Genomic DNA, 25,663 nt, shown 5'->3' with positions numbered 1-25,663 from the left:
TTGGCATTTTCTTTTATTTCTAAACAAGATGGTGAATTCAATCATGGCACGAAAATGGCCCATTGTAATATTGATCTTTTTGGGTGCGTTCCTGTTTGTCGGCTTACTGCCGCACAAAAGCCACAATTCCTCTGACACAAACACGGAGCATAAGAAAGATTACCGGGCGGCGTATCATTTTACGACCCCGGACAAATGGAAAAACGACCCTCAAAAGCCCATTTTTTTCGAGGGGAAATATCATTACTACTATCTTTATAATCGGGATTACCCGAACGGCAACGGCACAGAATGGCGGCACGCCGTATCAGAGGACTTGGTGCACTGGACGGACGAAGGCACGGCTATTCCGAAATACACCAACGAAAACGGCGATATCTGGTCCGGTTCTGTCGTCATTGATAAACACAACACCGCGGGCTTCGGCAAAAACGCGCTGGTCGCCGTCACAACGCAGCCGACAGCCAAAACAAAAGCCCAGGAACAATATTTATGGTACAGCACGGATAAAGGAAAAACGTTTACTTCCTATAGTGATCAGCCCGTGATGAAAAATCCGGGAACTAAGGATTTCCGGGACCCGAAAGTGATCTGGGATGAACAGGATGACAAATGGGTGATGGCCATGGCCGAAGGCGAAAAAATCGGTTTTTATGAATCACCCGATTTAAAAAATTGGACATACACGGGCGGTTTTATCACTCAGCAGATCGGCCTCGTCGAATGCCCCGACCTTTATATGATGCGTGCAGATGACGGAACAGCCAAGTGGGTTCTGGGCGTAAGCGCAAACGGCAAACCCGCAGGCAAACCGAATACGTACGCGTATTGGACCGGAAACTTTGACGGGAAGGAATTTACCGCCGATCAAGAAGAACCGCAATGGCTCGATTACGGCTTTGACTGGTACGGCGGCGTCACATTTGAAGACGGCAATAGCGAAGATCCGCTGACAAAACGCTATGCGCTGGCATGGATGAACAATTGGGATTATCCGAATGAAACACCGACACTAAAAAACGGCTTTAACGGCACGGATTCTATCGTCCGTGAAATCCGCCTTCAGCAGCAGGACGGCGGCACATACAGCCTTGTGTCAGAGCCGGTTGAAGCATTGAACCAATTAACCTCTTCAACTGACACCATAGAACACAAACAGGTGAACGGTTCAGAGACACTGCCGATCAAAGGTGATACATATCAGCTTGATATGGATATCGCTTGGTCAGATATCAAAAATGCAGGCGTCAGACTCAGAGAATCCGCAGACCAAAGCCGGCATATTGATGTCGGTATTTCAGCAGAAGACGGCTATGCCTATGTGAACAGATCGTTTACAGACCAGCCTGATAAAACCGGCGCATACGCCGAAAGCAAAGCCCCATTTGACGGAAACAAAGGGCGCGTCCATCTGAAAATTCTCGTGGACAAAACAAGTATTGAAGTATTTGCAGACGACGGAAAAACCGTTTTGACAAATGAAGTGTTCCCAAAACACGAAGATCAGGGAATCACGCTCTTTTCTGAAGGCGGCTCCGCTGACTTTCAGCATATTGAGTTGAAGCATCTCGGTTCGATTCATTCTTAGACGTCCCTCTTCATTTCTAACCAGCGCCCGGACTGTGGTAAAATGCAAATATGTATACTACGATTCATGAGGTGTTCCATTGGATAATCAAAACAAAGAACCTGTGCTGAAAAGAACCATCATGCGGGACGAAGTGTATCGCACACTCAGAGACTGGATCATAACGGGCAAGCTCAAACCGGAAACAAAGTTAAAGGACAAGGATTTGTCGGAAACATTGGGAATCAGCCGCACCCCGATACGGGAAGCCTTATTGCGGCTGGAAGATGACGGCTTGGTGATAACAAAAGCGAACAGATGGACGCTTGTCGCTCCGATTGAGTTAAAAGAAGCGGAAAACTTGTATTCCATCGTCTGGACGCTTGAAAAACTCGCATTGCAGCAAGCCCTCCCGCGTATGGACGATGCCGTGATTCAGGAATTGAAACAGCTGAATGAAAATCTTCTTCAAACAATGAAAGACGGCGATAAACCGGCCATCCTGGAAGCGGACAATGCATTTCATCATCGCATCATTCTGCTTGCGGACAACGCCGAACTTCACAAATTGCTTGTAAGCCTGAAAGTCAAAATTCAGAGAATGGAAATCCGCTATTTCAGTGAAAACGGCGCTTTAAACAGATCATATAATGAACACTCTGATATCATTCACGCATTAGAACAGCAAGATGCCGCCGCTGCTTTTACAGCGCTTGAAGCGAATTGGAAAAACAGTTTAGAACGGCTGCAGAACATGGCATAGCAAACGAAAAAGCCAAATCACTCATATGATTTGGCTTTTTTACTGATATCACAAGACAGCCGCGTTGGCTGTCTTGTTTACTTTTTGTTTATATATAAATACATACCGTAATCCGTCGGCACAGAAGCATACCCCATCTGTCTGAGCATGGCTGTTATATTCCCGCGATGATACGTTCCGTGGTTCACAACATGGAGGATCATATCGGCCGCTGCGGTTTTCATGATGTCACCTGACGGATGCTCTATTTCAAGGGGGAGACTGATATTTTCTTCCTTTTGCAAAAATAATTGATATCGATCTGATAATTCCAAAAACATATCTTCCAGCTCTTCTATCTCTTTAGACAAGATGTCCTCTTTTTGCTGTTCAGCTGATTTCAGCGTATCCTCCAGACGCTCTCCGGAGAACACATCAAACCACCCCTTATCCGACAGATACACATGAGTCAATACACCGGCTATCGACGGAAAGACACTTTGAATCTCCTTACGGTACACATCCTCCGGAAGCTCTTTAAGCCGGGTGAATATTTGCTGATTTGCCCAAAGATGATAATCATACAATTGCAGTGCCAGATGTCCCACATTACCCTCTCCTCTCTCGATATAGAACGTACGTTCCTCATTATACTACACTACATGCGGCTTTGTACCATCTTCTTCATTCGCAGCTGAGAAAATCCGATAAAAGCCGAAATTAATAAGAGGAGGCCTGCGCCAATATAAATAAACCGCACGCCGAATACATCCGAGATGACCCCCGTTCCGATAATGGAAAACATAAAAATAAACTGAACCAAAGCTGATCTCGCCGCTAATATATTGACCCGTGTCTTTTCGGTCGTGATGTTTTGAAGCAATGTTTCCTGCGTGAGATCTCGTAATACACAAGCCGGCCCCATACACAGCACCAGAAAAAGGGCCGTAACGGCGCTTGTGATCAACCCATAAATAAACGTGAACATTCCATATGCCAAGGCTCCCGTCAGCATAAGCGGAATGAGATGATGCTGAAACTGACCGGATAACTTATAGATGATCAGTCCGCCGATCATCGTCCCTGCATAATAGACTCCGTTGACATACCCCCACCAAGCCTCTCCTTTATGAAGAACGTCATGCACATAAGTTAAGGACACAGAACCGATCCATATCATGCCTGCCCACGATTCGATCACATCCATCACAATGAGAACCCTCAGCTGCTTTTGCCGAAATAAATACACCCAGCCGCTTGCCGCATCTGCAAAAAGGGAACGTTCCCTGACTGCTGCCGGTGCACACATGCGTACTTGAAGAAACAGAATGATGCCCAAAACCGAAGAAACCAATAACATGACAGTGACGATCATTGTATCGCTCTCTCCCAAGAACGCTATGATGACGCCGCCGAGAGACCACCCCGCAAACTGAACGGTCTGATCCGCCGCAGATAATAAACCGTTCGCTTTCGCCCTTCGATCAGGAGGAATGATTTCCCCAATCAGCGCGCTTTTTATCGGAGCAAACCATCCGTTGCAAAAAGAAATGCCTCCGATCAGACAAAACATCAGAAAAAAGAATGCGGATGAACCGGTTTGGATGACAAAAAACAAACAGACTAACAGTGTGATCTGAATCAATTGAGAACCGATTAACAAAGACCGAAGCGTGAACCGGCCGGTGACCAGCGGCAAAACGGCACTGCCCAATACGCGACATACAATGCTGACGAACGTCATAAGAGAGGCCATCGCCGTCGAACCGGTTTTTGTAAACAAAAACAAGATGACAGCCATCGTATAAAGTGAGAACCCCAAGTTGATAGCGGTCTGGCTGTATAAAATAGCATAATACGCCCTCTTCATATTCATCCTCTGCAACCTCACTCCCTGATTATGTAAATCATACCATATTTGCCGATCAGCTTTTTTTAAAAAACAGATTGACATGGAGTCGGAGCGGCAGCTGATTTGACGCTTGGGTCAACTGAAAATTGACATGAAGATATATGTGTTGAAACGAGCTGATTACATCCGGAATCATACTCATTCCAAGCGACTGCAATATTGCGCCACTGTCTGAAAATAATGAATCTGATGCCAATCCATACGTCATCCGATCTATAGTGATACATATCAGGAATGATTTTCAACACAGAATAAAAAAAGAGGGCTCCCATTCCGGAAGCCCTCACTCCGTCTGCTACGCCAGTAAAAGAAAAATAAGCGCTAAAACAGCTGGAAGTCCTTGTTTTACGATAATTGATTTGTTTGAAGTAAAGCCTCCGAAAATGGCCGCGATGACCACGCAGATGACGAAAAACATTTGAATCATATGGCCAATCGGATCAGCTCCGAGGATCAGCCCCCAAATGAGGCCGGCAGCCAGAAATCCATTATACAGACCTTGATTTGCAAACATGACCGCTACATTCCGATCACCTTCTAAATGCTTCGGCAATTTGAAGGACCGCTTGGCTGCCTTCGAATTGATAAAAAACATTTCAAGTATCATGATAAATATATGTTCTAAAGCTACAATTCCGACGAAAACAGCCGCAATCATGTCCACTGTCTCTCTCCTCTCAGCTTCACTTCAACCTTATTTCCATTGTGCGATTGTTTCGATAGGAAGACGGTAGGAAGCATATCCTTCGTCTGCCGCTTTTCCGATTGATAACAGCATGACCGGTACATAACGCTCTTTATCCATTCCGAAAACTTCGGCAATCTTTTCTTTATCGTAGCCGCCGATCGGGTTTGTGTCATAGCCGTGCGCGCGTGCCGTAAGCATCAGCTGCATGGAAACGAGTCCTCCGTCAATCAGAATCGTTTCACGGTTCACTTGCTCCGGAAGTTTTTCAAAATGCGCCGTCAACGCAGCGATTTGTCTGTCTTTTACTTCCTGCGGCATGTAGCCCAGTTCGACCGCTTTTGAATAAATTTCTTCTAAATAGTCATCACTGTTCATATCTGCGAAAACCGCGATCACCGCAGATGATGTGCTGACTTGTGTTTGGTTAAAGCTGGCAAGCGGCGCGAGTTTTTCTTTTCCTTCAGGGCTGTCAATGACGAGAAAACGCCACGGCTGCGCGTTGACTGAAGACGGCGCTGTCGTTGCTTCTTCCAGGATTTGAGTCATTTCTTCTTTGCTGATTTTAACAGCCGGATCGTAATTCCGAATGGAACGGCGGCCTTTCATAATGTCCATAAAGTCGTTTGTTTTCAGTTCTGTTTTCATGTGTAAAACACTCCTATGCTTTCATATTTTCTATATTATTCTGCATCTGTGACAATACGTTTTTTAACATACTGCGTTCTTCCTCGCTGACACCGGCAAGCATTTCCTTTATGAAACGCTCCTTCTCCTTTTTGGAAGCCTCAATTCTCTCCCGCCCCTGTTCAGTAAGCCGGACAAGTATAATTCGGTTGTCCTCGGGCTTCCGCCTTCTTGTGACCATTTCTTTGGCTTCAAGCTGTTTCAAGTGTCTTGTCACGGCTGCGCCATCAATATTCACCTTTTTCTGAAGATCGCTTTGGCTGATCTCATCGACGTAAAAAAGCACGGCGAGAAGCTCAAGGCGGGATTGGCTGATTCCGGTGCACGCTTCAAACTTCGTGCCGATCACTTTATGCAGTGATTGGAGCTGATATAAAATCTCGCCTTCCTCTGAACAACATGCTGTCAAAACCCATCCCCACTTTCTTTTGCGCAATTAATTGACTAGTCAACGTTTGACATATCAATAATATACAGCTGCCATTCTATTTTTGCAAGTTTTTTCTCCTTTTTTAAAAAAAGCTGCCGATTAACGGCAGCTCGCTTCTTAATGATTATGGACTTTTCTGAAATTACTGCCTTTTACTTCTGCGACATCATATACCGTCACAAAGGCTTGTTTATCAATGTCATTAATAATTTCTTTCAGTTTGGTTTCTTCCAAACGGTTGATGACACATGTGATTTCTTGGAATTTTTCATGAGAAAAACCGCCGTATGCTTCTTTATAAGTAGCGCTCCGGCCCAATTCTTCACGAATGGTCTCTACCATTAATGCAGGCTCATTGGTGATAATCTGAAATGTTTTAGAACCGCTTAAGCCTTCCTCAACCACATGAATCACCTTAGATGCAATGTAGTAAGCAATGACGGAAAGCAATCCGCCTTGCAGCCCGAATACAAAAGAAACAAAAATAAACACAAACATGTTTAAAAATAAAATGAGGTCGCTCGTGCCAAACGGCAATTTCCGTGACAGAAGCACAGCCAGCATATCAATTCCGTCTAATGCGCCGCCGTTGCGCAATGCCAAGCCCATTCCAAAGCCGATAATAATCCCTCCGACAACGGTGATTAACAGGGTGTCTCCCTCGATGATAGCAGGAGTGTGATGGAAAAAACTCGTGCCTGCGGCAAGTGAGATAATGCCGATAATGGATAGAAACGCAAAACCTTTCCCGATTTGCTTATATCCCAACCAGACAAACGGTATATTGATCACCGCAATTAAGATCCCTAGAGGCAAATGAAACAGCTGTGAACAGACAATGCTGAGTCCGGTTACACCGCCGTCAGATACACTATTCGGAATCAATACGGTTTCCAGTCCATACGCGGCAATAATTCCGCCGATGATGACCATGATGGCCCGTACGATTGATTTCGCTCTGATTTTCTTACGTCTTTGTTTTTCGATTGTACTCATATCATTCCCCGCTTCAATTATTTTTTCTTATTTAAATATACCATAATTGATACTTTTCGTTAAAAATAAGCCTATCGGCTAGTTGAAGCAGGAACCGAGGAAGGAGATTTCACAGATAACGTATCCATTTATGACTTTAATCATTCACAACGTAATCATTCACTAAAAGGAACTAATGACCATTAATAATCTCTTTTATTCCCCTTCTTCACATATTCCCAATCATGTTCTATATTTTTTCTCACCCGCTGAAGAAGGCTGAAAATGGTTTCTTTTTCCTCAGATGTAAAGCCAGACAGGGCTACCTCCGCAGAATGCTCTCCTTCTCTTTGCAATAATGGATAAACCTTTCTCCCTTTTTCAGTCGGAAACAGCTTTTTTATTTTTTTATTTTGATCATCAGGACGCTTTTCAATAAACCCTTGTATTTCCAGTTTTTTGATTGCCCTCGCCGCTGTTGTTCGGTCGACTTTAATCATTTCCGCCACTTTTTCCTGTATCACTCCCGGGTTTTCACATATACGCACAAGGTAGAGATACTGCCCTTTTGTTAAGTCTAATTCCTTAAATTCAATATTGCTGATGGAATCCAGTGCCCGTGCAATCATGCCGATTTCCCGCAAAATATCAGTCATATCTTTTCAAACCCTTCGTATTTTTGTTGCATTTGCAATATAATTGTTTTATCGTTACTTCTATAAGACCACAAGCAAGCCGTGCAGTCCAGACTAATATGTGAAAAGGATTGATTGATCATGAGGGTAAAAAGAATAACAACGGAAATTGATTTGCAAGCAGCGCTTGAGATTAGAAAAGCAGTATTCATTGAGGAACAGCAAGTACCTGAATCCGATGAATTTGATCAGTTCGATACGCTTGGGGAACAGTGCGGGCATGTCTTGGTTTATCATGAAAGTCAGCCTGCCGGCACAGGACGCGTCCGCATTGTAAACCATACAGGCAAGCTCGAACGAATCTGCATCCTGAAGCCTTACCGCAAATACGGGTTGGGCAAAGTAATCATAAGCGAATTAGAAAACATGGTAAAAGAAAAAGGCATCACCCAATGTAAACTGCATGGACAAACACATGCGGAAGGCTTTTATCACAAACTGGGCTATCAGACAGATTCACCGGAATTTATGGAAGACGGCATCCCGCATGTCTTGATGACAAAAGAGCTGTGAGCTGTCACTAATGAGCTGCCAAACGGCTGTATGAATTATTTACCGAAAGCCTTGTATAAAGGCTTTTTTTCATATTCTGAAACTCACAACTAAAAGGTATGTGTGCGCAGCCGGTGCTCTCACAAATGGCCGCCACAAAAAAATCGAAGCTGGAATAAAACCACCAATTTATAATGTTTTCATTTCTTAAATAGTCCGATCAAAAGCTTTTAATCTATTAAAAATTAACAGTTAAAGAGATTATAAAAAGAGAAGAAAAACCCAAATTATACAAGAAAGGCTGATTCTCTCTAATATGGACTGCTGACGCGTTACATTTTTTCTATCTTCACATATCTTTAATACTAAGTACGTTATAAATAGATTCCAGGAGGAGATATGAAGTGGAAGAAACGAGTATGGAGCCATCACGACTCTGCAAAGAATTTGCTAGAATTCTCAATTCAACGCCCAGTGTCGTAAATGGCGTATGTACGGCGACAAGATTTCGAAGCAACATTCATCCGGTGGTACTCGGAAGAAGAGCCGAGGCATTTCCTTTTATTCCTCAGGCCTTTTCATTTGAAAGCATGGATCGGGAAGGCAGAGCTTTATGTTTAGGTGAGACTGTTTTACTGCAAGAAGAAGTGAACCCGTTAATGAGTGAGCTGCGCAAATTCGGTATCATCGTAACGGCCGTTCATAACCATTGGCTGTTTGATAAACCGCGTCTGATGTTTATGCATTTTGAATCAATTGATAAACCTCTCAATTTTGCAAGAAAAGTGAGAGAGGCCCTGAGAGTTCTGACTACTAAAACTGTGCGTGCGGTACCAAAAACTGACGGGGAAATGATTGAACGGCATGGTCTTTGTGACGAATTCAACGATATTCTAGGCGGAACCATGCATACGTTTGAAAATGGAATTTGTACAGTAATGAGATCACGAACAAATATAAAACCGGTTGTACTGGGACGGCCCGGAAGATCATTTTTGCTCATTCCGCAAATGTTTTCATTTGAATCAATGACAAAAGACGGCCGTGCTCTTTGCAGCGGAGAAACTGTAATTCTGCAAAAAGAAATCAATCCATTTATCAGCGTCCTTCGGAAACATGATCTGATTGTAACGTCACTTCACAATCACTGGCTGTTTGACAAACCGAGACTGATGTATATTCATTTCGAAGCGATTGATAAACCTGTCAACTTCGCCTTAAAAGTGAGAGATGCTTTAAAAGTGCTTACTGATAAAGAGGTCAAAGCTTAGCATGTTTCTAAGTATCAAAAAGCGATTAATATAATCGCTTTTACATATGATCAACCGAAAAACAAAAAAGAGGTCAGACATTTTAATGTTAAAAAACAGCCTTATAGGCTGTCGTTTTGCGTATATTCTATTGATGAGTTTATACTACTTCACCCCGCATTCCATACAAGCTCTTTATTTCTCAATGGCTTTCTACATGTCGTTGTGCAAACACCTTCTTAGCCACTGAAAGAGCATTAAGTACACGCGGGAAGCCTGTATAAGGAACCAATTGGGTGATACTCTCTACAATCTCAGTCGGTGTTAATCCGGATGTAAGCCCTGTATTGATATGAAGTTCAAGCTGCGGCTCGGTTCCTTGCGTTACAAGGGATGAGATGGTAACAAGCGCACGTTGTTGATTGGTTAATCCCGGCCGTGAATATATATCTCCGTAAGCAAATTCTATAATGTACTTACTTACATCTGGGGCGATATCTTTCAAGTCTTCAGAAATCTTTAAATGCGTAGAGATTTTATCATCGCTTGTTAAAGTGTACTCCATTAATTTGTCTAAACCTTGCTGGTAACGGCTTTGATCCATTTGAATTTCCTCCTGAAAGGTACTTATTTTCTGACATAAGATAATATATCGCAGCCCTCTCTAACCGTAAAATACATAAAAACTATAAAAACCATTCATTTTTTTCATGAGTGATCTTGATTTACGTAATTACTCTTACAAAAAAATGAAATATACCGGATAAATTCGCGTACTGCGTGTGAAACGTATTTACCTTTTTTTAAAATAATCGCCACTTTCCAAGGAATGGATGGATTGACAATGGAGATTGCCTTAACTAAACTTTGATCAGTCTTTTTCACTATAGACTGAGGGAAAATGGAGATACCTAGTTCTTCTCCAATCATTTCGCTGATAAAATCCCATTGAGAACTTTCATAAACAATATTTGGACGAAAACCGGCTCTAATACACTCTTGAATAATCCGATCGTGAAGAGAAAAGTCTTCACTAAACAGGATGAAAGGTTCATTTTTCAAATCTTGCATTTCCACAATCTCTTTATGAACAAGCGGGTGAGCGGAATGAACGAAGAGCATCAGTTCTTCATTAAGCAATGGAATGATATCAAACTGCTCTTTGTCCACTGGTTCAATAACCACGCCAAGATCCAGTACTCCATCTTCAACCTCCTGTTTCACCTTGTTTCCCCCATGTTCTATCAGCTTGATGTTCACATCAGGATACAATTGCTTAAATCCTTTAATGATTTTAGGAAAAAACAAGACACCGATAAGCGGCGGTATTCCAATTTTCACTTTTCCTTTTTTTAAATGTAAAAGATCGTATAAGTTCGTCGACAAGTCATCTATTGACTTCATAATCATTTGGCCTTGCTCAAATACAATTTCGCCTGCATCTGTCAAAGCGATCTGTCTAGCTGATCGATCAATGAGCTCAACCTTTAATTCCTCTTCCAAACTTTTAACCATCTTACTTAAGGCAGGCTGTGACAAATGCAGATTTTCTGATGCCTTAGTAAAACTGTTGGACTTAGCAACTTCAAGAAAGTATGTGATTTGGCGTATATCCATTGTATGATCTCCATTCCATAAGTTTAACGAATACATTATATTCTTTTTATTCATTTTACTTATACAATTGCCGGGTGTAAACTTTTAGGAGACCAAAATGTTTCCTGGAGGGGTTACTATGAGTAAATTATTAGAAAGTAAAGTTGCTCTTGTTACAGGCGCGGCTAGCGGAATTGGTTTAGAAATTGCACGTGAATTCGCTAAAGAAGGCGCAAAAATGGTGATTTCCGATTTGAACGAAAAAGCCGTGCATCATGCAGCTGAGGAACTCAAGGGACAAGGATATGAAGTCCTGCCTGCGGTTTGTGATGTAACAAACGAAGAACAAGTTGAAAAAAGTTTCTCTAAGACACTTGAAACCTTTGGGCGACTGGATATTCTGGTAAACAATGCGGGGATTCAGCATGTGTCGGATATAGAAAACTTCCCGACTGATAAATTTGAATTTATGCTGAAATTAATGCTTACTGCTCCTTTTAGTGCGACGAAAAGAGCGTTCCCTTTGATGAAAAAACAAAAATTTGGCCGCATCATCAATATGGCTTCCATAAATGGTTTAATTGGTTTTGCAGGGAAAGCAGCTTATTGCAGCGCTAAACACGGTTTGATCGGTTTAACTAAAGTATCAGCATTAGAAGGAGCGGAATACGGAATTACTGTGAACGCCTTGTGTCCGGGATATATCGACACTCCATTGGTGCAAAACCAGTTACAAGATATTGCAGAGACTAGAGGCATTTCTATAGAAAAGGTGTTTGAAGAAGTCATTTACCCCTTGGTTCCTCAAAAACGTTTGTTAACCGTGCAAGAAATCGCTGATTACGCAGTATTCCTCGCCAGTGACAAAGCTAAAGGTGTTACAGGGCAGGCCGTCGTAATGGATGGCGGTTATACAGCCCAATAATCTGAATTTCATCTGCAAGAGTCATAGCGCTTTGGATTAAATGATTTACTCTTCATAAACCAAGCCAATGTTCTTCTAGGAAAGACATAGCCATACAGATTGAAGTTTGAATAAAACAAGGAGTGCAGAGATTAACCTTCTTTTGACATTCGGTATCTTAACTTAAGAAAAGCCGCTTTGTTGGCGGCTTTTTTATCCTGAATCCTTTAATGTGAGAATGTTAAAAAGCAGCGGAATAGTTGTTGTCTTGCAGAATGCGAAGAAGTTGTGGGGGGTTCTTTTACAAAGTATGTCGGTGAAGCTGCAGATAAGTGTGTAAGATTCCCCTCTCCCCATAATGCGCCCGCACTTTTCATCTTAGCAGCATGAGCATCCGGCAGAGTAGATTTAATGCTATTCTGCTTCAATTTTTCTTCAATTGTTGGTATTCTGGCAACGAAATCTTCATAACGCTGAAATTGGCCAAACGGTATACTTAATTTTCCGGATACATATATAATCAACTTGAAAGACCGTTAGAAATAGTCGAAGAAAAAGCTGCAGCTGTAAAAATACAATCTAAATGGACATTGATGGAGTATGCGTCGACAATATAACAATTAAATTAATTCAATTCGGTTCCTCTTTCCCTAAAGAAAAACTTGTGCCTAAAAATCAGGCCCATCATCCATCTTCAGTCTCCAAACATTATCAAGCCTTGATGAGGCAAGCAAACACGGGGTATCATAGTAAAACACACCAAAAAAGATCTCATTATCCAAAGTCAGATTGAGTATTTTTAGTTGTATAAGATAAAGGAGGAAATAGATTGACTTTACATCATTTTATTGGGGCTGACAAAGAACTTCCTATTGGTGAGTATGGCAGGAATCCTACACTTAAGCCCATTTCTGCACTAAAAATAAAAGGAATTGATGTCAACAAATGCTCTCAAGTTAAAAAAAATCGAAAGAACAGCGAAAATTCACTTGTAAAGGTTTATGACACAGAGGAAGATGCATACGGAATTGATATTGTTCATTTAGATCCTGAATATGAAGCAGTCAGAAACAAATTCACACATCCTTATATATATGAATTACAAGGGTACTTACACGCCAACAATACACCTGGCCAACGTAAATCTATTAAATCACTTTTTCTTTTCATTGAAAAACACTTGTCAAAAGGTGAATCAATTGAAATATATTCCTGCTTAGATGGATATGAAGATGAAGATAAAGATGAAAGTATGGATGTCGTTATCAATTTAAATAATTCACAATTTGGAAAACATATAAAGTTTAAAGATATAAATCACCTTAGTCATATATTCTATTTGGAAGATAAACAATATGTATTAGTCAAGAAATAAACAAGAAAAATCCCAATTGAATAATTTTAATTTCATTTTTCAAAATGCACTTTTAATCCTGGTATGCTCAATATTCTTTGTATTTCTTTATCATCTTTAGTATCGATATAACTTTCTTCTTCATGAGAGCATGTTACCAACCACTCCTTTCCATCTTTAAAAAAAGACAAGAAAGAATAACTAAACAGCATTATGGTACAGTAAATCTATATCAACAAAATGCGAATGAAAGCAGGTGACCCCATGCCAAACAATAGTAAACCCAACAGTTTAATCACGGAGAAGTCCCCCTATCTACTCCAACACGCCCACACCCCCATAAACTGACACCCTCAGGGAGAAGAAGCCTTTGAAAAAGCAAAACGCGAAAACAAGCCGGTTCTTTTCAGCATCGGCTATTCGACTTGTCACTGGTGCCATGTCTCTTTCTATTAAAGTAATCATTATATATTTATCTGCTTGCCAATTCTTTAATCATCAAACCCAATTCATAAATTCCCTTTTGAAGGTCTTCAAGAGATGCATAAGCATATGATAAGCGAATATAATTCCCTTTTTCTTGAGCATAGATACTGCCGAGATTGAGAAGTATCCCTTTTGTCAAAGCTTTTGTATAAAGTAATTTCATAGATAGTGAAGGCAATATTTTTACCCAGACAAAGAATCCTCCCTTCGGCATATTCCATGCAGCGACATTCTTCAAATTGGTTTCTAAAAGACTCATGACCAATTGTCTTCTCACCTTTAATTGACTTCTCACCTGTTCTAGATGCTGCTGGTATTCACCGGATGTAAACCACTCTGCCGCTACTCTCTGGGATAACGAACTGGAGCCGTAATCTGTTTGCATTTTTATGTCGGATAAACGTTCAATCACTGGTTCCGGACCGACGATCCATCCAATCCTCAAACCCGGACTTAATGTTTTCGATAAACTGCCTATGTAAAGCACATGCCCATTTTTATCTATTGTTTTAATAGGATCTGGAGGAATCTCATCTATCCATAACTCACGATAAATGTCATCTTCAATAATGGGAAGCTGTGCATTCTCACTTGCCGCAAGGATTTCTTCTCGTCGCCGTTCTGACATTAAAATACCTGTCGGGTTATGAAAACAGGGATTTGTATATAAGATAGCCCTCCCCCGCTCCCCCCTTACCATGTGGATATGTTCCGGCAAAAGTCCATCATTATCCATAGGAACTCCAGTCAGCTTCATCCCGGCTGACTGAAATACATGCAGCGAATAAAGATAAGACGGCTGATCGAGAAATACGGTTGATCCCCTTTGCAAAAGCCCCATTGATATCAGCTGTAAGGCTTGCAGTGCGCCCGAAACAATAAGAATGGAAGAAGGAGAAGCTTGAATGCCGATTGTTCTTAAATAGCCGCTTAATGCCTCTCTCAAAGGCAAATATCCTTTTGGTTCCTCATATCCGAATGCCTCTATGTTTTGAGAGACCTTTCCCATTATCTCTTTCATAACAGCTAAAGGAAAAATCTCCTTTGAAAGTTCTCCTTTACTGAGCTGTATAAGATCGGAGTTTGATTCTGATTTATTGATCTCTTGAACGATTTTTTGGCTTGGCTGCTGGATTCCAGAGGTTACATACTGATCCCAATCAGGGGCGGAATTCTTAGCCAAAAGTGTCCATGTATTGTTCGTAACAACTGTCCCTTTGCCCATTCTGCCTTCGATTAATCCATCCGCCATCAATTCCTCTAAAGCTGTAATGACTGTGCTCCTGTTCACCTCAAAGTGTTTGGCAAGCGTGCGCTGGCTTGGAATCTTACTTCCAATCGGCCATTCTCCATTTCCTATTTTCTCTTTTATAAATTGAATGATTTGTATGTACTTAGGAAGCTTTCTCATCTTTTCTGGAGCGCTCATAAAAAGTATCCTCCTTAAAGTGGTTGGGTCAAAATCTATTTAACTGGTTGAAGTCATATCATCAAATCTTTATTAATATAGAAACACATTAAATAACTGGTTGGTTTTTGTAAAGAGGAGTGAGAAAGATGCGAAAGAAAACAGTTCGAATCGGCATATCTTACAGTCTGATGATTGGGTTGTGGGCATCAGCTTTCCCGGGAATTCGCGCGGGTTTGGAGAGTTACACACCGGAACACCTCGCTTTGTTTCGCTTGTTGATTGGGTCAATGGCACTGGTGGTTTTTGCTGTTTTGACTCATATGCGTTTACCTGACATGAAGGATATCCCTGCTATTTTATCTTTAGGATTTTTAGGTTTTGCACTATATCACATTTTGCTGAATATCGGAGAAAAAACAGTCAGCGCAGGGGTAGCAAGCTTACTCGTGACCATGACACCTATTTTTTCTGCAATGTTATCTCGTCTGTTTTTTGGTGAACATTTTGGGCTTTATAAATGGATTGGCTCTATCATAAGTTTATTGGGTGTGTCGATCATTTCATTTGGGGCAGGAAACTATACAAATTCAGTGAACGGCATCTTGTTAATCCTGCTGGCAGCTTTTTCGGAGAGTATTTATTTTGTCTTTCAAACTCGCTATATAAAAAAGTATGGTTTTATTCCATTTGTGACATTCACCATTTGGGGTGCAACATTGCCTATGCTGATGTTTCTTCCGGGATTATGGGGAGAAGTTGTTCACGCATCTATGAATTCCACATTGTCTATCGTTTACTTAGGTTTATTACCAACGGTTGTGCCTTACTTTGCACTTGCATACGTCACTTCACTCGTCGGTGCTTCAGAAGCAGCCATTTCACTTTACCTAACACCCGCTATAACCTTGGTCATTTCTTGGGTGTGGTTAGGTGAGGTACCTGCGTTTATTGCACTGACAGGCGGGATGGTTACAGTCGCCGGGGTGTGTTTCACTTATCTAACAGCAAATAAAATGATAAAGATTTTAAATCCTTATTTCTTATCTAAAAAGCAATAAGATAGATGAAGTTTAACCCTGAAAATAGAGTCATAAGCAGTTCTCCTTTTTAATGACTTGGGTGTGGTTCACAAAGTTGAGTGTCTGAATTTTTTTAGAAGATTGTGGTATGTTAAACGTACAAATATGAATAGAAAGCAGGTGAGCCCATGCCAAACAATAGTAAACCCAACAGCTTAATCACGGAGAAGTCCCCCTATCTGCTCCAACACGCCCACAACCCCGTAAACTGGCACCCTTGGGGAGAAGAGGCCTTCGAAAAAGCGAAACGCTTAAACAAGCCGGTTCTTGTCAGCATCGGCTATTCGACTTGTCACTGGTGCCATGTCCACTAAACTAACCACTCAAAATATGTTATATTATGAATAAATTGCTTATACCTTTTTCTATATGGAGTGATTAAACGGTGGAACTGCAAAACAGAATTCAACGTGTGGCTATCTACCTCAGGAAATCTCGTAACAAGGAAGGCGAAGAAACCGAAGAAACATTGAGGAAACACAGAAAACGACTAATTGACATAGCAAATAAAAACAAATGGGACTACGAGCTATTCCAAGAGGTTGGAAACTCTATGAATGAAAACCGACCCGAATACCAAAAGTTATTATCAAAACTTTCTGAAGGTATTTTTGATGCAGTCCTTTCTGTCAATCTAGCTCGTGTTACAAGGGACGATGCTGAGACACCAAAATTCATGAGCCTTCTCAGGCAAGAAGATATCCTTTTCATAACGGACAGTGAACGAATATACGACTTAGAAGTCCAAGAAGATTGGCAGGCCTTGAAGTTTACTGGCTTCGTTAACAACTGGGAATATGAAAATATCAAAGCACAGCTAAGAAAAGGAAAAAAAGATAGCGCAAAAATGGGAAGGTGGTCTAACGGTGTTCCAAATTATGGACTAGTTTACAACCGTTTTGATCGCTCTCTTGAAATTGACCAACAAAAAGCCGATGCTGTAAAACTTGCTTTTCAACTTGTCATAGATGGGTTAGGAGTTGATAGAGTCGCTAAAGAATTGAACAGACTAGGCTATAAAACAAATAGAGGCCGCTACTTCTCTGGAAATGCAATAAACAGAATGATACGTGCGGAGATATATAAAAGCGTGTTAATATCAAATCGTTTAAAGGGACGAAATTTACATGAAGGAAAATTACGCCCAAAAGATCAGTGGATAATAGCTGAAAATGCAGCTCCCCCAATTATTGATGAAGAGACTTGGAAAATGGCTAATGAGGCTTTAGATCAAAGGAAACTTCTTTCTCCTAGAGGTAAACAAAAAAAACATCCTCTATCTAACTTAATCAAATGCGGTTTATGCGGCAGAACACAAACCGTTTCTCGAAGAAGAGACAGAAATGACGCACTTGCCATTCAGCCATGCAATAAAACAGACCCTTTAGGGAAAAGCAAATGTAATAATAGAGGAATCAAACATGATACTATGATAAGCCTCGTAATTGAAGCTATAAATGAAAAGTATCAAGAAATCTCATCAGAATTAATAAAATTCGAAGAAGACACAGAAGCTAATGATATTAAGTCAATTAAAATAAACAAATTACAAGAACAAATCAACAAATCTAAAAAGGCTCTCAATATCTTACAAATTCAATTAGAAGAGGAACTCATCAATATCTCATCCTTTAAGGAAAGACGAAAAATACGTCAGGTGGAATTAAACAACTTGGAAAAAGAATTGACTGAATTATTAGAGGAAACGAAAGAAGACGCATTAAAGTCAAAAAAGTCCTTTGCTAACAAATTAGATTTCTTTCTGGAAAATTGGCATACAATAGATGGAGCAGACTTAAATCATGAACTTATGTCATTCATAAATAAAATTATCTGGTATGCCCCAAGAGATAGTGAATTGCCCCCACAATTAAAATTTGAGTGGAGAGTGTAACCTGAAAAAAGTGAGCAGCCCCCTAAGGGAAAGCTCACTTTCATTTGATTATGTCTCAACTCTATCGGCTACTTGGTACACTTTAGCATTTGAAATTTCTCCAACTTTATTTACTCCCGCTATACTCAATCCCAACACTACCACTAGTGACAAGGCTATCAACTTGCGTTTCACTAATCATCTCTCCTTTTTGGATTTCATTTTTGGCTAAAATCACTTGCCTGTAGTACTTCGATGACCTTTCCGCATCTCCCTTTTTTCTGAATACTTCCGCAACTTCAAACCCAAATTCCTCAATGTCACCATACATCTTATGTGTACTAAAGAAACAAAATGAATTATCAATTAGATTATAACACCCATCAGTCAGGTAAATTGCTTTCAACAGATCAAATTTCGCTTTATATTCTGAATTATCCCTCTCTTTAGCAACCGAATATCCCTTTTCATAAAAATACCCAGCGGACTTTAAATCGCCCCTTCTCGCTTGAACATGAGCCAAATTAAAAAGGGTCTTCTCAATACATGCATGATTTTCTTTTTCAAAATAATTGTAGGCATCAATTAAACACTCATAAGCTCTCTGAAAATCTCCTATCTGATTATATACAATCCCCATATTCAACAGGGAAGTATATACGTGAAGCTGTCTGTTTATCTTCCTCGATATTTCTAATGTCTCTTTAAATATTTCTAGCGCCCCATTATAATCTAAAGAATCAATCAAGTTTCCGGCAGTTATATATTTACACCTTAATATTCGATCTTCATAATTTTTATACTTTCCATAAATACGCATGGCTCTCTTAACATAATTCAATGAAAAATATGTTTGTTTCATATAGTAATAAATCTCAGCCATTTTATAATAGAACTCCGCATGTTCGATCTCATCATCAACATAATTTAGTGACTGTTCAGCTCTTCTATAAGAGCTTATAGCAGAAACCAATTCCTTTCTTTTGAAATCGTACATTCCCATAAAGAAAAAGAAGTAATAATCCAACATCCCTTTAATCTGGCCTTGATGTTCTTGGAGTGCTTCATAAGCATTTTTTAACTCTTGTTCGTTTTTAGATTGAAGGTAGCTAATCATCATTTCGTGTCGGAAGTCTAATAGCTGGTGGTATAATATCACATCTGGATTCTTCTCCATCCGCCCCATTAATTCCTCAACTTCATTTTTTAACCTAATAGCCTCCATATCAAGATTATTCTTTATCGCTGTATACCAGTCATTTAGTTTCTTCGTAACAATTTCATATGGAATTTTACCTTTGTTCAAGAAAACTTGTTGCAAGCAAATTCCCCCACTCCCGTAAAGATTTTTGAAAATTTACATTAATTGTATTATGTCAGATTGAACATTTCTTGACAAAGTTAAAATGTAAAAAGGTACGAATTGTCTATTGAAGAAATTATTCTTTTCGTCTTTATTGCGGTTATTGTAAGTCTTTTGTTTCTTGACAGATTTTAAGCACAAAAAAAAGAGCAGACATAAAGTCCACTCATATTCAAAGAGTTATGCGGTTTTAGTTTTATTTCTAAACAGTCTTGTTATCAAGGTAACTAAGGAAGAGGACACTAGGCTTACTAAGATAAGATTCAGAATCGTTACCGCTTGTATCCCATCTTTGTTTAATTGTAAGCTAAACAAAAGAAGAATTATCAGTGATGAAAAGATATAGGTTTTGGACAGAAAAAATTTTTTCAAATTTATGTCACCACCTTTCATTTTATTTTATGCTATGGTGCTTCCAAACACTACCCTTTTTATTCCCCGTTAAATAAACTTTTATATATTGATCTTGAACAACCAAGCCATAGCCAGCGATTTCAAGTCCAAAATGAAAATTTCCCCTTCCATAAACCTCAGCGTAATTAGAACCTTTTTTGTATGTGCCTGCTTTCCAATTAGATACTTGCCAAATAGATAAGACACCTCTGGTATACCAAGCATCATTTAGCTTTGGTTTAACGTCTGATCCATTATACTGGAAGTACCCTTTAGCATTGACGGTAAACAATTTCATATTAAGAAAGTTTTTTGCTGTATAACTGTGTTTGTATGTTTTTGTATTTTTATATTTAGCCGCGGCAGTTTCAAAGTCAATTGGATCTTCCGGAGTGTCTTCTTCTGTTGTGGATTCAATAAAGTATACGGGGGTGTCAGTGAGAGTAATTGTTAGATCATTATTGATATTATATTCCGAGAATTTTCCCTGATCAATATTTGAATCAATGTATTCTTCAATATCAAGATCACTTTTTGGATTTTCAACATTAGGAAGGATGGTCTTACTATTAGAGTCTATATAGTAGTCATTTAAAGCTTGTTGACTGAATTTATTTAGATTATTAAACTCATCAATTGTTGCATTTAACTGATCTTCTGTTTGTGGTTTTTTCAACTTAACAAAAGCTAAAAGTTTTTCTTGATATTCACTAATCGACTTTATTTCATTATTTTCAGCAGCCTTAACGGGATTTGAGACAAACAGAAAAGAGGAGGTTATTAGCAACACACTCAATAAAGTTAAAATTGTCTTTCTGAATCTTTTCATAGTAACAGCTCCTTTAATAAAGTAGCATGCCTCTATGTTAGTTGACTCGATGAATGGCATGTAAAGCATAAAACCATTATTTCAAAACAAAAAAAATAGAACTTCCGTCACCAAAGAAAGCTTCTCCCCCTCCTCCTTCCATACCACTAATTGAAAATCATTACATTAATTGAAATGATTTCTATGTAAATTTTACCACTTTGATGTGACGTTTTCAAGGCACAAAAAAAAGAGCAGATATATAGTCTACTCCTTAGTTTTTGTTTCCTTACCTTTAACTTCTTCATAATCCGGTGTTTTCTTATACAATCCTAAACGGTCTCGTCCCTCAGTCCCGGGCATGTCTGACATTGCTTCATAAGAATCTCCAAGCTTTTCATAATACGAATAAGTAGTAAGCTTTCGTGATTTATCTTTCGGCTGATAAAATGCAAGCTGAATATACTTTCCATTATCATATACTCGAATTACGGCGTTATCTCTCTTATACTCATCTGAATCAGCTCTCATTTCTTGTCTGGCTTTCTTCTCCTGCTTAATCACTTTATTAATTGCATTATCATATTTACTACCGCCGCACGCACTCAGTAGAAGTACGGCGAATATATTAAGGAAAATAAAAAGGTTCTTCAAAATACTCACACCCTCCTTTTTCAATATTCATTATACTCAAAATATGAGTGTTTTTCCACTTTTTATCCATTTCCTTTCACCTGTACATCATCAACCAGCCACTTGTTTTTTTCCTTCTTCATTTTCGTTTGGACAATCAGCACTTGCTGACTGGTTACTGAATTTGCAGTAGTTGATACCTCTACAATGTTCAAAAACAATTCAGTCGAATCATCAATCGGCTTTGAATAGCTTTCCAGTGAGCGTAACTTGCTTTGTACACTGATAGAATGCTTTTTGTCAGATCGGGAAGGGAAGGCATAATCAAAGCCTTTTTCCGTGGTGTATTTTTTTACCGCATCGTATCGCTTATCAAAATCACTGTAATTCAAAAACGCTTCAAAAAATTCCTTGTTCTTTTTTGCGCTGCCCTCATACTGAATCTGACTCAATTCTTTGTTTTTCTCTATTAACACATCATTTTTCTTATTGAGTTGGTCGATCTTAGAATGCTGTGCCCCATGAAACCAATACGCTGTCACCAAACCTACAAAGAAACAAACACAAATCCATGAAATATGTGTTTTCATGCTTCCACTCCTTAAAATTTTATTCTCCCAAATGAAACTAGATGACTGCGCCAGTAGCCGGATTTTAGATCAGAATACTGAATACCGCTGTCATTTGAATTAAACATCCGACCTTCACCAACATAAATGCCGACATGAGTAATTGCCTTTCCTTCATATGTGCCGCCAAAGAACACAAGGTCACCCGGCACGGCCTGTTTTTCACTGATCTTTTTCGTTGCTCCATGCTGTTCCTGCGCTGTTCTCGGAAGAGTAATGCCAGCCTTCGCATAAGACCATTGAACAAGTCCTGAACAGTCGAATCCACTTTTCGGGTTTGAGCCGCCCCACACATACGGCTGTCCTTCATATTTCAGAGCTTCTTTCATAATGTTTTCATAGCCATCTATTGCGCCGTCAACAGGCTTCACATCCTTACTAGAGCCTTTGAGATAGCGCATCACATGATCAACATAGTTCGGATCACCGTAGCTTCTCCAACCCATCTTAATGGCTTGAAGTCGGCTGAAGTCTAATGCTAGTTTTTTCGTGTATTTGCCGCCATGCTCTTTTACATATCCGATAAAACCAGAGCCAAAGTTATAAGATTGTAAAGCCAGCCGGACGTCCCCTCCAGCTTCCTTAAACACTTTTTTAAAATGTTTGATACCGACTTCAATAGAATATTCCGGGTCTGTAATGGTATTTGGTGGCAATCCTATACTTTCAGAACTTTGCATAATATCTAAAGAACGCCCACCACTTTCTTGCATGGTGAGCGCCATAATCACATTTACTTGATCATATACGCCCTCTTGACGAGCGTATCTTTCAAACGCAAATCGGAAACGTTCAACCTCCGGGGCAATGCCGATCGTTTCAAATTCCCCATCTCCGCCCCCGATTTCATCGTTTCCAATGTCATGCTCTCCCGAAATCAACATGACGACAGCCACCGCCAAAAGAAAGAAGAGGATGACAGGGGTTGAACATATGAATATCCAAAGGTATGTTTTCGGCTTCGGCTTACTTAAAACTGTCATGTCCTTTCATCCTCTCTTAATCTATCTATGCCTTTTGCTGATGAGCGACCGACAATATCTTGCAGGGGAAGAGTTTCCACTTTATTCACGATTTTTGGACTGTTACGCTTCAGTACCATAGGCTTTCCGGTGACTTTATTAGGAACTTCACGATTTACGAATCGGCTTTCACTGCTAGAAGAAACAGATTGTTTTTTCTCCACAGAAAAACCATCTGTTCGAACTTTTGAAGGTGTCTCAGATGGTCTTATAATTGGTTGATTCGGCTGTTTATTTTCCTGCTTAACAGTTGAATACGGAGTATGTTGTGTTTCTTTCTGAGCCTCTTGATAAGCCGGAGGAATGTTCTCCCGTTGCACTGCTGCTACCTGATGCTCATAACCCTTTGCCCGGTGCTCTCTTTCACTAAATTGTTGTTGGTCTGTTCGTTCTTCTTCCGTCATCGTTTCTTGATGTAAAGGTGCTCTTTTTATTTTATCTTCTTCCTGCTGATGAAGATTTCCGTTCGTCTCATGAGAAGCAGCATCGTAATTCTCAACAAATTGCCTTTGGTCAGACCGGTCTTTTTCGTCCATCTTTTCTTGAAGCATTGGTGCACGTTTATAAGCGCCTTCCTGTTCTTCTTTCAAAACATCATCCATCATAGGGGCTGTAACACCTTCTCGCCGCCAGTCTCTTACAGAAGAGTTAAGCTGTTGTTTTTTCTGTAATTCACTCGGCGTTAATCTAGGCTGTTCTTTCCTCATGTTTTGCGGCTTTCTTTCAAGTGCCTTTCTCTCTTGATCAGAAGGCGGAGCTACAGATGCTTTTTCATTTTGTTGCGGCGTCCTCGAAATAGCTCCCTTGTTGAATCCAGTCACCATCCCCGGACTGCTTCCGCTTGCACTCGCTCCCTCAGAAGATGGCGATTCTTGATCTTCGAATCCGCCTTTTCCTTTTCTGTTGCCAAATACCTTTCCAATTTGTCCAATTGCCCCAGATAGTCTGCCTGCACCTTTTTTTGCGGCTTCCCAAGAAGGCTGTACATATTCCTTTCTCATGTTGTCTACCATGTTATTATCAACAGATACAACTTTTCCAGCGGTCACAAATTGAACAATCGAATCTCTCTTCTTAATTGCAATCCACATTACAGCCGCCAATACAACCGTATTTAACAGATACATCCCAAAACCGCTAGGAGGGATGAGTGTATCAACCATAAAACAGAGGACATATACAAACAGTATTAAAATGCTCAACATTGCTTTTAGAAGATAAATGCTTAGCAAACGTCCTAAAGCAACAAAACCTGACATAGCAAGTTGCGGGACATAAGCAATAATAAAAGCGAACGGAATAAAAAATACAATCGCTAAAGCGATAATCTGTAATAAGAAACTAAGAAACGCTAAAGCAAGAAAAGGGATTCCAATTGCTATTGCCGAAACAACAGCTATAAACGATTCCCCCAACTGATTAAACACATTCCCCGAAGTCATTGTGTCATTACTATACTTATCTATTTCAGTATCCTTTATATATTTTTTCTTTTCTTTTTGTCCTTCATCAGACAATTTATAAGACAACAACTTATCAACACGACTTAATTCTTCTTTGCTGTCTCCTTTCTCATTAATTTTAGCCGCACTTGTTTGATCATAGTTTACAATCAGGTACGGTTTTTTTAAGGCAATGTCAAAATACACATTACGCATTACAGCAACCGTACCTTCCATTTCCTTACCTTTTTCTATTTTTGATGCGTCAGCATAAACACCCTCATTTTCTACTATTCCAATCAGCCCGTTTCCTGCTTTCAACAGCTTCCCTTGCAACTCAACAGAAAGAGCATTCAATCCCTTCATGTAATAACCGGAGTTTGCTACCCATAAGCCCCCAATGACCATTACAACGATAAAAAGAATGCTACGTCTCATAGCATCCTTTGCGCTTCCTCTTACAAAGAAAAGGTACACAATATAACCGCCCACAAAGATAAAAAGTGCTTCCCCAAAATTCTTTTTCAGCGACTTATATACCGTTTTTGATACATTCGTGATGCTGTCTGCAAATTTATCTATCGGCTTAAGGTTATACATGATATCCATACCAGCATCGACCACACGAACGATATTCCCTGCAAAAGAAAACGTCACATTTGTCATCCCTACAAATGGACCTTTGAGCATTTCATCAGATGCTTCATTATTCGCTTGATAGCGAGAAATTGGAAATCGTTTCGACTCTAGTTCAACGCCTCCTGACTTTTCGATTTTGGGCTGTGTGGTTGTATCTCCATCCGCCGCAATGGTAGACACTGCTGTGAGGATGGTGAGAAACAGCAAAATGACAGCTGACACTATAAGAATTTTTTTCTTTTTCATGTCGCTCCTCCTAATCTAGCCTTGTCAGTAAATAAAACTGATAATTTGCGTTCGCTAAATCCCTTTCGGTCAGCACCTTCCACTCAGGAAAACGATCATACAATTTAAAACAAATCGCTTTTTGATACCTCATGTGCCTGAATATTTTGCGATTATGCTCCACTCTAATTCCTAGCAGCGCTTGCATAAATAGAGCCGTTGACCTATGCCCGATAAAGCTTTTATAGCGCCAACCGTAACACCTTAGTACATCATGAACTTCCTGTATCGTGATTTTGTCAGCCTTATAACAGCCCGGGCTGGTCAGAACCAAAGAATTTAAGAGCGCAACCTCCATTTTTCCATCCCCT

The 25,663-nt window shown here is 40.0% G+C and carries 25 protein-coding genes and 2 pseudogenes; 10 read left to right on the top strand and 17 right to left on the bottom strand.

All coding sequences use genetic code 11. The features are described from left to right. Positions 1-31: 31 nt before the first annotated feature. Together OTK50_RS13130 and OTK50_RS13125 are read left to right on the top strand one after the other, a co-directional pair. Positions 32-1,588, top strand: a complete 1,557-nt coding sequence (locus tag OTK50_RS13130) for a glycoside hydrolase family 32 protein (protein WP_266121898.1) — start codon at positions 32-34, stop codon at positions 1,586-1,588. A 79-nt stretch (positions 1,589-1,667) separates the two neighbouring features. Then, a complete protein-coding gene (locus tag OTK50_RS13125) occupies positions 1,668-2,330 on the top strand; it encodes a GntR family transcriptional regulator (protein WP_038460565.1) in 663 nt (220 codons plus the stop codon). Positions 2,331-2,407: 77 nt separating this feature from the next. Here OTK50_RS13125 and OTK50_RS13120 read toward each other — a convergent pair whose 3' ends face one another. From OTK50_RS13120 to OTK50_RS13090, 7 genes are all read right to left on the bottom strand, one after another. After that, on the bottom strand, positions 2,408-2,917 hold the full coding sequence (locus tag OTK50_RS13120; RefSeq protein WP_012118912.1) for a DinB family protein: 510 nt from the start codon (positions 2,915-2,917) through the stop codon (positions 2,408-2,410). Between the two features lie 50 nt (positions 2,918-2,967). Further along, positions 2,968-4,185 (bottom strand): MFS transporter, encoded by a 1,218-nt coding sequence (locus OTK50_RS13115; protein ID WP_060562280.1) that lies wholly within the window; start codon positions 4,183-4,185, stop codon positions 2,968-2,970. Between the two features lie 331 nt (positions 4,186-4,516). Continuing rightward, a complete protein-coding gene (locus tag OTK50_RS13110) occupies positions 4,517-4,885 on the bottom strand; it encodes a DUF1304 domain-containing protein (protein WP_038464539.1) in 369 nt (122 codons plus the stop codon). Between the two features lie 30 nt (positions 4,886-4,915). After that, positions 4,916-5,554 (bottom strand): nitroreductase family protein, encoded by a 639-nt coding sequence (locus OTK50_RS13105; protein WP_004393039.1) that lies wholly within the window; start codon positions 5,552-5,554, stop codon positions 4,916-4,918. 13 nt (positions 5,555-5,567) lie between these two features. Next, positions 5,568-6,002 (bottom strand): MarR family winged helix-turn-helix transcriptional regulator, encoded by a 435-nt coding sequence (locus OTK50_RS13100; protein ID WP_007409877.1) that lies wholly within the window; start codon positions 6,000-6,002, stop codon positions 5,568-5,570. 138 nt (positions 6,003-6,140) lie between these two features. Then, on the bottom strand, positions 6,141-7,019 hold the full coding sequence (locus OTK50_RS13095) for a YitT family protein (protein ID WP_088461939.1): 879 nt from the start codon (positions 7,017-7,019) through the stop codon (positions 6,141-6,143). 182 nt (positions 7,020-7,201) lie between these two features. Beyond that, positions 7,202-7,654: a MarR family winged helix-turn-helix transcriptional regulator gene (locus tag OTK50_RS13090; RefSeq protein ID WP_007615031.1), complete on the bottom strand. Its 453-nt coding sequence runs from the start codon at positions 7,652-7,654 to the stop codon at positions 7,202-7,204. A 120-nt stretch (positions 7,655-7,774) separates the two neighbouring features. Between OTK50_RS13090 and OTK50_RS13085 the strand changes: the two genes are divergently transcribed. Together OTK50_RS13085 and OTK50_RS13080 are read left to right on the top strand one after the other, a co-directional pair. Further along, positions 7,775-8,206 (top strand): GNAT family N-acetyltransferase, encoded by a 432-nt coding sequence (locus OTK50_RS13085; protein WP_088461940.1) that lies wholly within the window; start codon positions 7,775-7,777, stop codon positions 8,204-8,206. 383 nt (positions 8,207-8,589) lie between these two features. Beyond that, positions 8,590-9,456, top strand: coding sequence for a DUF1259 domain-containing protein (locus OTK50_RS13080; protein WP_012118923.1), 867 nt, complete (start codon positions 8,590-8,592; stop codon positions 9,454-9,456). Positions 9,457-9,637: 181 nt separating this feature from the next. On the opposite strand, the gene OTK50_RS13075 is transcribed toward OTK50_RS13080, so the two are convergent. After that, positions 9,638-10,039 (bottom strand): carboxymuconolactone decarboxylase family protein, encoded by a 402-nt coding sequence (locus OTK50_RS13075; protein ID WP_007615035.1) that lies wholly within the window; start codon positions 10,037-10,039, stop codon positions 9,638-9,640. Positions 10,040-10,143: 104 nt separating this feature from the next. Next, on the bottom strand, positions 10,144-11,052 hold the full coding sequence (locus tag OTK50_RS13070) for a LysR family transcriptional regulator (protein ID WP_088461941.1): 909 nt from the start codon (positions 11,050-11,052) through the stop codon (positions 10,144-10,146). Between the two features lie 118 nt (positions 11,053-11,170). Between OTK50_RS13070 and OTK50_RS13065 the strand changes: the two genes are divergently transcribed. The 3 genes and pseudogenes from OTK50_RS13065 to OTK50_RS13055 all read left to right on the top strand — a co-directional run. Further along, complete coding sequence (locus OTK50_RS13065; protein WP_239033887.1) at positions 11,171-11,956, top strand: 3-hydroxybutyrate dehydrogenase; 786 nt, start codon at positions 11,171-11,173, stop codon at positions 11,954-11,956. 808 nt (positions 11,957-12,764) lie between these two features. Further along, a complete protein-coding gene (locus OTK50_RS13060) occupies positions 12,765-13,310 on the top strand; it encodes a hypothetical protein (RefSeq protein WP_224223945.1) in 546 nt (181 codons plus the stop codon). Between the two features lie 243 nt (positions 13,311-13,553). Next, positions 13,554-13,733 (top strand): annotated as a pseudogene (locus OTK50_RS13055) (DUF255 domain-containing protein); the annotation flags it as partial. Between the two features lie 28 nt (positions 13,734-13,761). Here the strand turns inward: OTK50_RS13055 and OTK50_RS13050 are convergent. After that, positions 13,762-15,204: a PLP-dependent aminotransferase family protein gene (locus OTK50_RS13050; protein ID WP_224223946.1), complete on the bottom strand. Its 1,443-nt coding sequence runs from the start codon at positions 15,202-15,204 to the stop codon at positions 13,762-13,764. Positions 15,205-15,332: 128 nt separating this feature from the next. Between OTK50_RS13050 and OTK50_RS13045 the strand changes: the two genes are divergently transcribed. The 3 genes and pseudogenes from OTK50_RS13045 (at position 15,333) to OTK50_RS13035 (ending at position 18,159) form a co-directional block, all read left to right on the top strand. Further along, positions 15,333-16,244: a DMT family transporter gene (locus OTK50_RS13045; RefSeq protein ID WP_224223947.1), complete on the top strand. Its 912-nt coding sequence runs from the start codon at positions 15,333-15,335 to the stop codon at positions 16,242-16,244. Between the two features lie 149 nt (positions 16,245-16,393). Then, positions 16,394-16,573: pseudogene (locus OTK50_RS13040) on the top strand (DUF255 domain-containing protein); the annotation flags it as partial. 77 nt (positions 16,574-16,650) lie between these two features. Beyond that, on the top strand, positions 16,651-18,159 hold the full coding sequence (locus tag OTK50_RS13035; protein WP_099320015.1) for a recombinase family protein: 1,509 nt from the start codon (positions 16,651-16,653) through the stop codon (positions 18,157-18,159). Positions 18,160-18,265: 106 nt separating this feature from the next. On the opposite strand, the gene OTK50_RS13030 is transcribed toward OTK50_RS13035, so the two are convergent. From OTK50_RS13030 to OTK50_RS13000, 7 genes are all read right to left on the bottom strand, one after another. Then, the gene (locus OTK50_RS13030; protein WP_099320016.1) at positions 18,266-19,459 is read right to left on the bottom strand and encodes a Rap family tetratricopeptide repeat protein; all 1,194 of its coding nucleotides are present in this window, start codon (positions 19,457-19,459) and stop codon (positions 18,266-18,268) included. 436 nt (positions 19,460-19,895) lie between these two features. After that, the gene (locus tag OTK50_RS13025) at positions 19,896-20,723 is read right to left on the bottom strand and encodes a hypothetical protein (protein ID WP_099320017.1); all 828 of its coding nucleotides are present in this window, start codon (positions 20,721-20,723) and stop codon (positions 19,896-19,898) included. 246 nt (positions 20,724-20,969) lie between these two features. Further along, positions 20,970-21,356, bottom strand: a complete 387-nt coding sequence (locus tag OTK50_RS13020) for a cystatin-like fold lipoprotein (protein WP_099320018.1) — start codon at positions 21,354-21,356, stop codon at positions 20,970-20,972. A gap of 62 nt (positions 21,357-21,418) precedes the next feature. Continuing rightward, complete coding sequence (locus tag OTK50_RS13015) at positions 21,419-21,925, bottom strand: hypothetical protein (RefSeq protein WP_099320019.1); 507 nt, start codon at positions 21,923-21,925, stop codon at positions 21,419-21,421. A gap of 11 nt (positions 21,926-21,936) precedes the next feature. Continuing rightward, positions 21,937-22,947, bottom strand: coding sequence for a bifunctional lytic transglycosylase/C40 family peptidase (locus tag OTK50_RS13010; RefSeq protein ID WP_099320020.1), 1,011 nt, complete (start codon positions 22,945-22,947; stop codon positions 21,937-21,939). After that, on the bottom strand, positions 22,944-25,313 hold the full coding sequence (locus OTK50_RS13005; RefSeq protein ID WP_099320021.1) for a CD3337/EF1877 family mobilome membrane protein: 2,370 nt from the start codon (positions 25,311-25,313) through the stop codon (positions 22,944-22,946). Before OTK50_RS13005 ends, OTK50_RS13010 begins: the two co-directional genes overlap by 4 nt. A 10-nt stretch (positions 25,314-25,323) precedes the next feature. After that, complete coding sequence (locus OTK50_RS13000; RefSeq protein WP_017418466.1) at positions 25,324-25,650, bottom strand: YddF family protein; 327 nt, start codon at positions 25,648-25,650, stop codon at positions 25,324-25,326. Positions 25,651-25,663: the final 13 nt, after the last annotated feature.

Source organism: Bacillus sp. NEAU-CP5, from assembly GCF_026420705.1.
GTDB classification, from domain to species: domain Bacteria; phylum Bacillota; class Bacilli; order Bacillales; family Bacillaceae; genus Bacillus; species Bacillus velezensis.
This window is presented reverse-complemented; position numbering and strand designations above follow the sequence as displayed.

Excerpts from the sequence above, each read along its gene's own strand:
- OTK50_RS13005 (WP_099320021.1), bottom strand. The coding sequence starts at position 25,313 with ATGAAAAAGAAAAAAATTCTTATAGTGTCAGCTGTCATTTTGCTGTTT.
- OTK50_RS13070 (WP_088461941.1), bottom strand. The coding sequence starts at position 11,052 with ATGGATATACGCCAAATCACATACTTTCTTGAAGTTGCTAAGTCCAAC.
- OTK50_RS13095 (WP_088461939.1), bottom strand. The coding sequence starts at position 7,019 with ATGAGTACAATCGAAAAACAAAGACGTAAGAAAATCAGAGCGAAATCA.
- OTK50_RS13015 (WP_099320019.1), bottom strand. The coding sequence starts at position 21,925 with ATGAAAACACATATTTCATGGATTTGTGTTTGTTTCTTTGTAGGTTTG.
- OTK50_RS13000 (WP_017418466.1), bottom strand. The coding sequence starts at position 25,650 with ATGGAGGTTGCGCTCTTAAATTCTTTGGTTCTGACCAGCCCGGGCTGT.
- OTK50_RS13050 (WP_224223946.1), bottom strand. The coding sequence starts at position 15,204 with ATGAGCGCTCCAGAAAAGATGAGAAAGCTTCCTAAGTACATACAAATC.
- OTK50_RS13075 (WP_007615035.1), bottom strand. The coding sequence starts at position 10,039 with ATGGATCAAAGCCGTTACCAGCAAGGTTTAGACAAATTAATGGAGTAC.
- OTK50_RS13065 (WP_239033887.1), top strand. The coding sequence starts at position 11,171 with ATGAGTAAATTATTAGAAAGTAAAGTTGCTCTTGTTACAGGCGCGGCT.
- OTK50_RS13045 (WP_224223947.1), top strand. The coding sequence starts at position 15,333 with ATGCGAAAGAAAACAGTTCGAATCGGCATATCTTACAGTCTGATGATT.
- OTK50_RS13085 (WP_088461940.1), top strand. The coding sequence starts at position 7,775 with ATGAGGGTAAAAAGAATAACAACGGAAATTGATTTGCAAGCAGCGCTT.
- OTK50_RS13105 (WP_004393039.1), bottom strand. The coding sequence starts at position 5,554 with ATGAAAACAGAACTGAAAACAAACGACTTTATGGACATTATGAAAGGC.
- OTK50_RS13025 (WP_099320017.1), bottom strand. The coding sequence starts at position 20,723 with ATGAAAAGATTCAGAAAGACAATTTTAACTTTATTGAGTGTGTTGCTA.
- OTK50_RS13115 (WP_060562280.1), bottom strand. The coding sequence starts at position 4,185 with ATGAATATGAAGAGGGCGTATTATGCTATTTTATACAGCCAGACCGCT.
- OTK50_RS13090 (WP_007615031.1), bottom strand. The coding sequence starts at position 7,654 with ATGACTGATATTTTGCGGGAAATCGGCATGATTGCACGGGCACTGGAT.
- OTK50_RS13010 (WP_099320020.1), bottom strand. The coding sequence starts at position 22,947 with ATGACAGTTTTAAGTAAGCCGAAGCCGAAAACATACCTTTGGATATTC.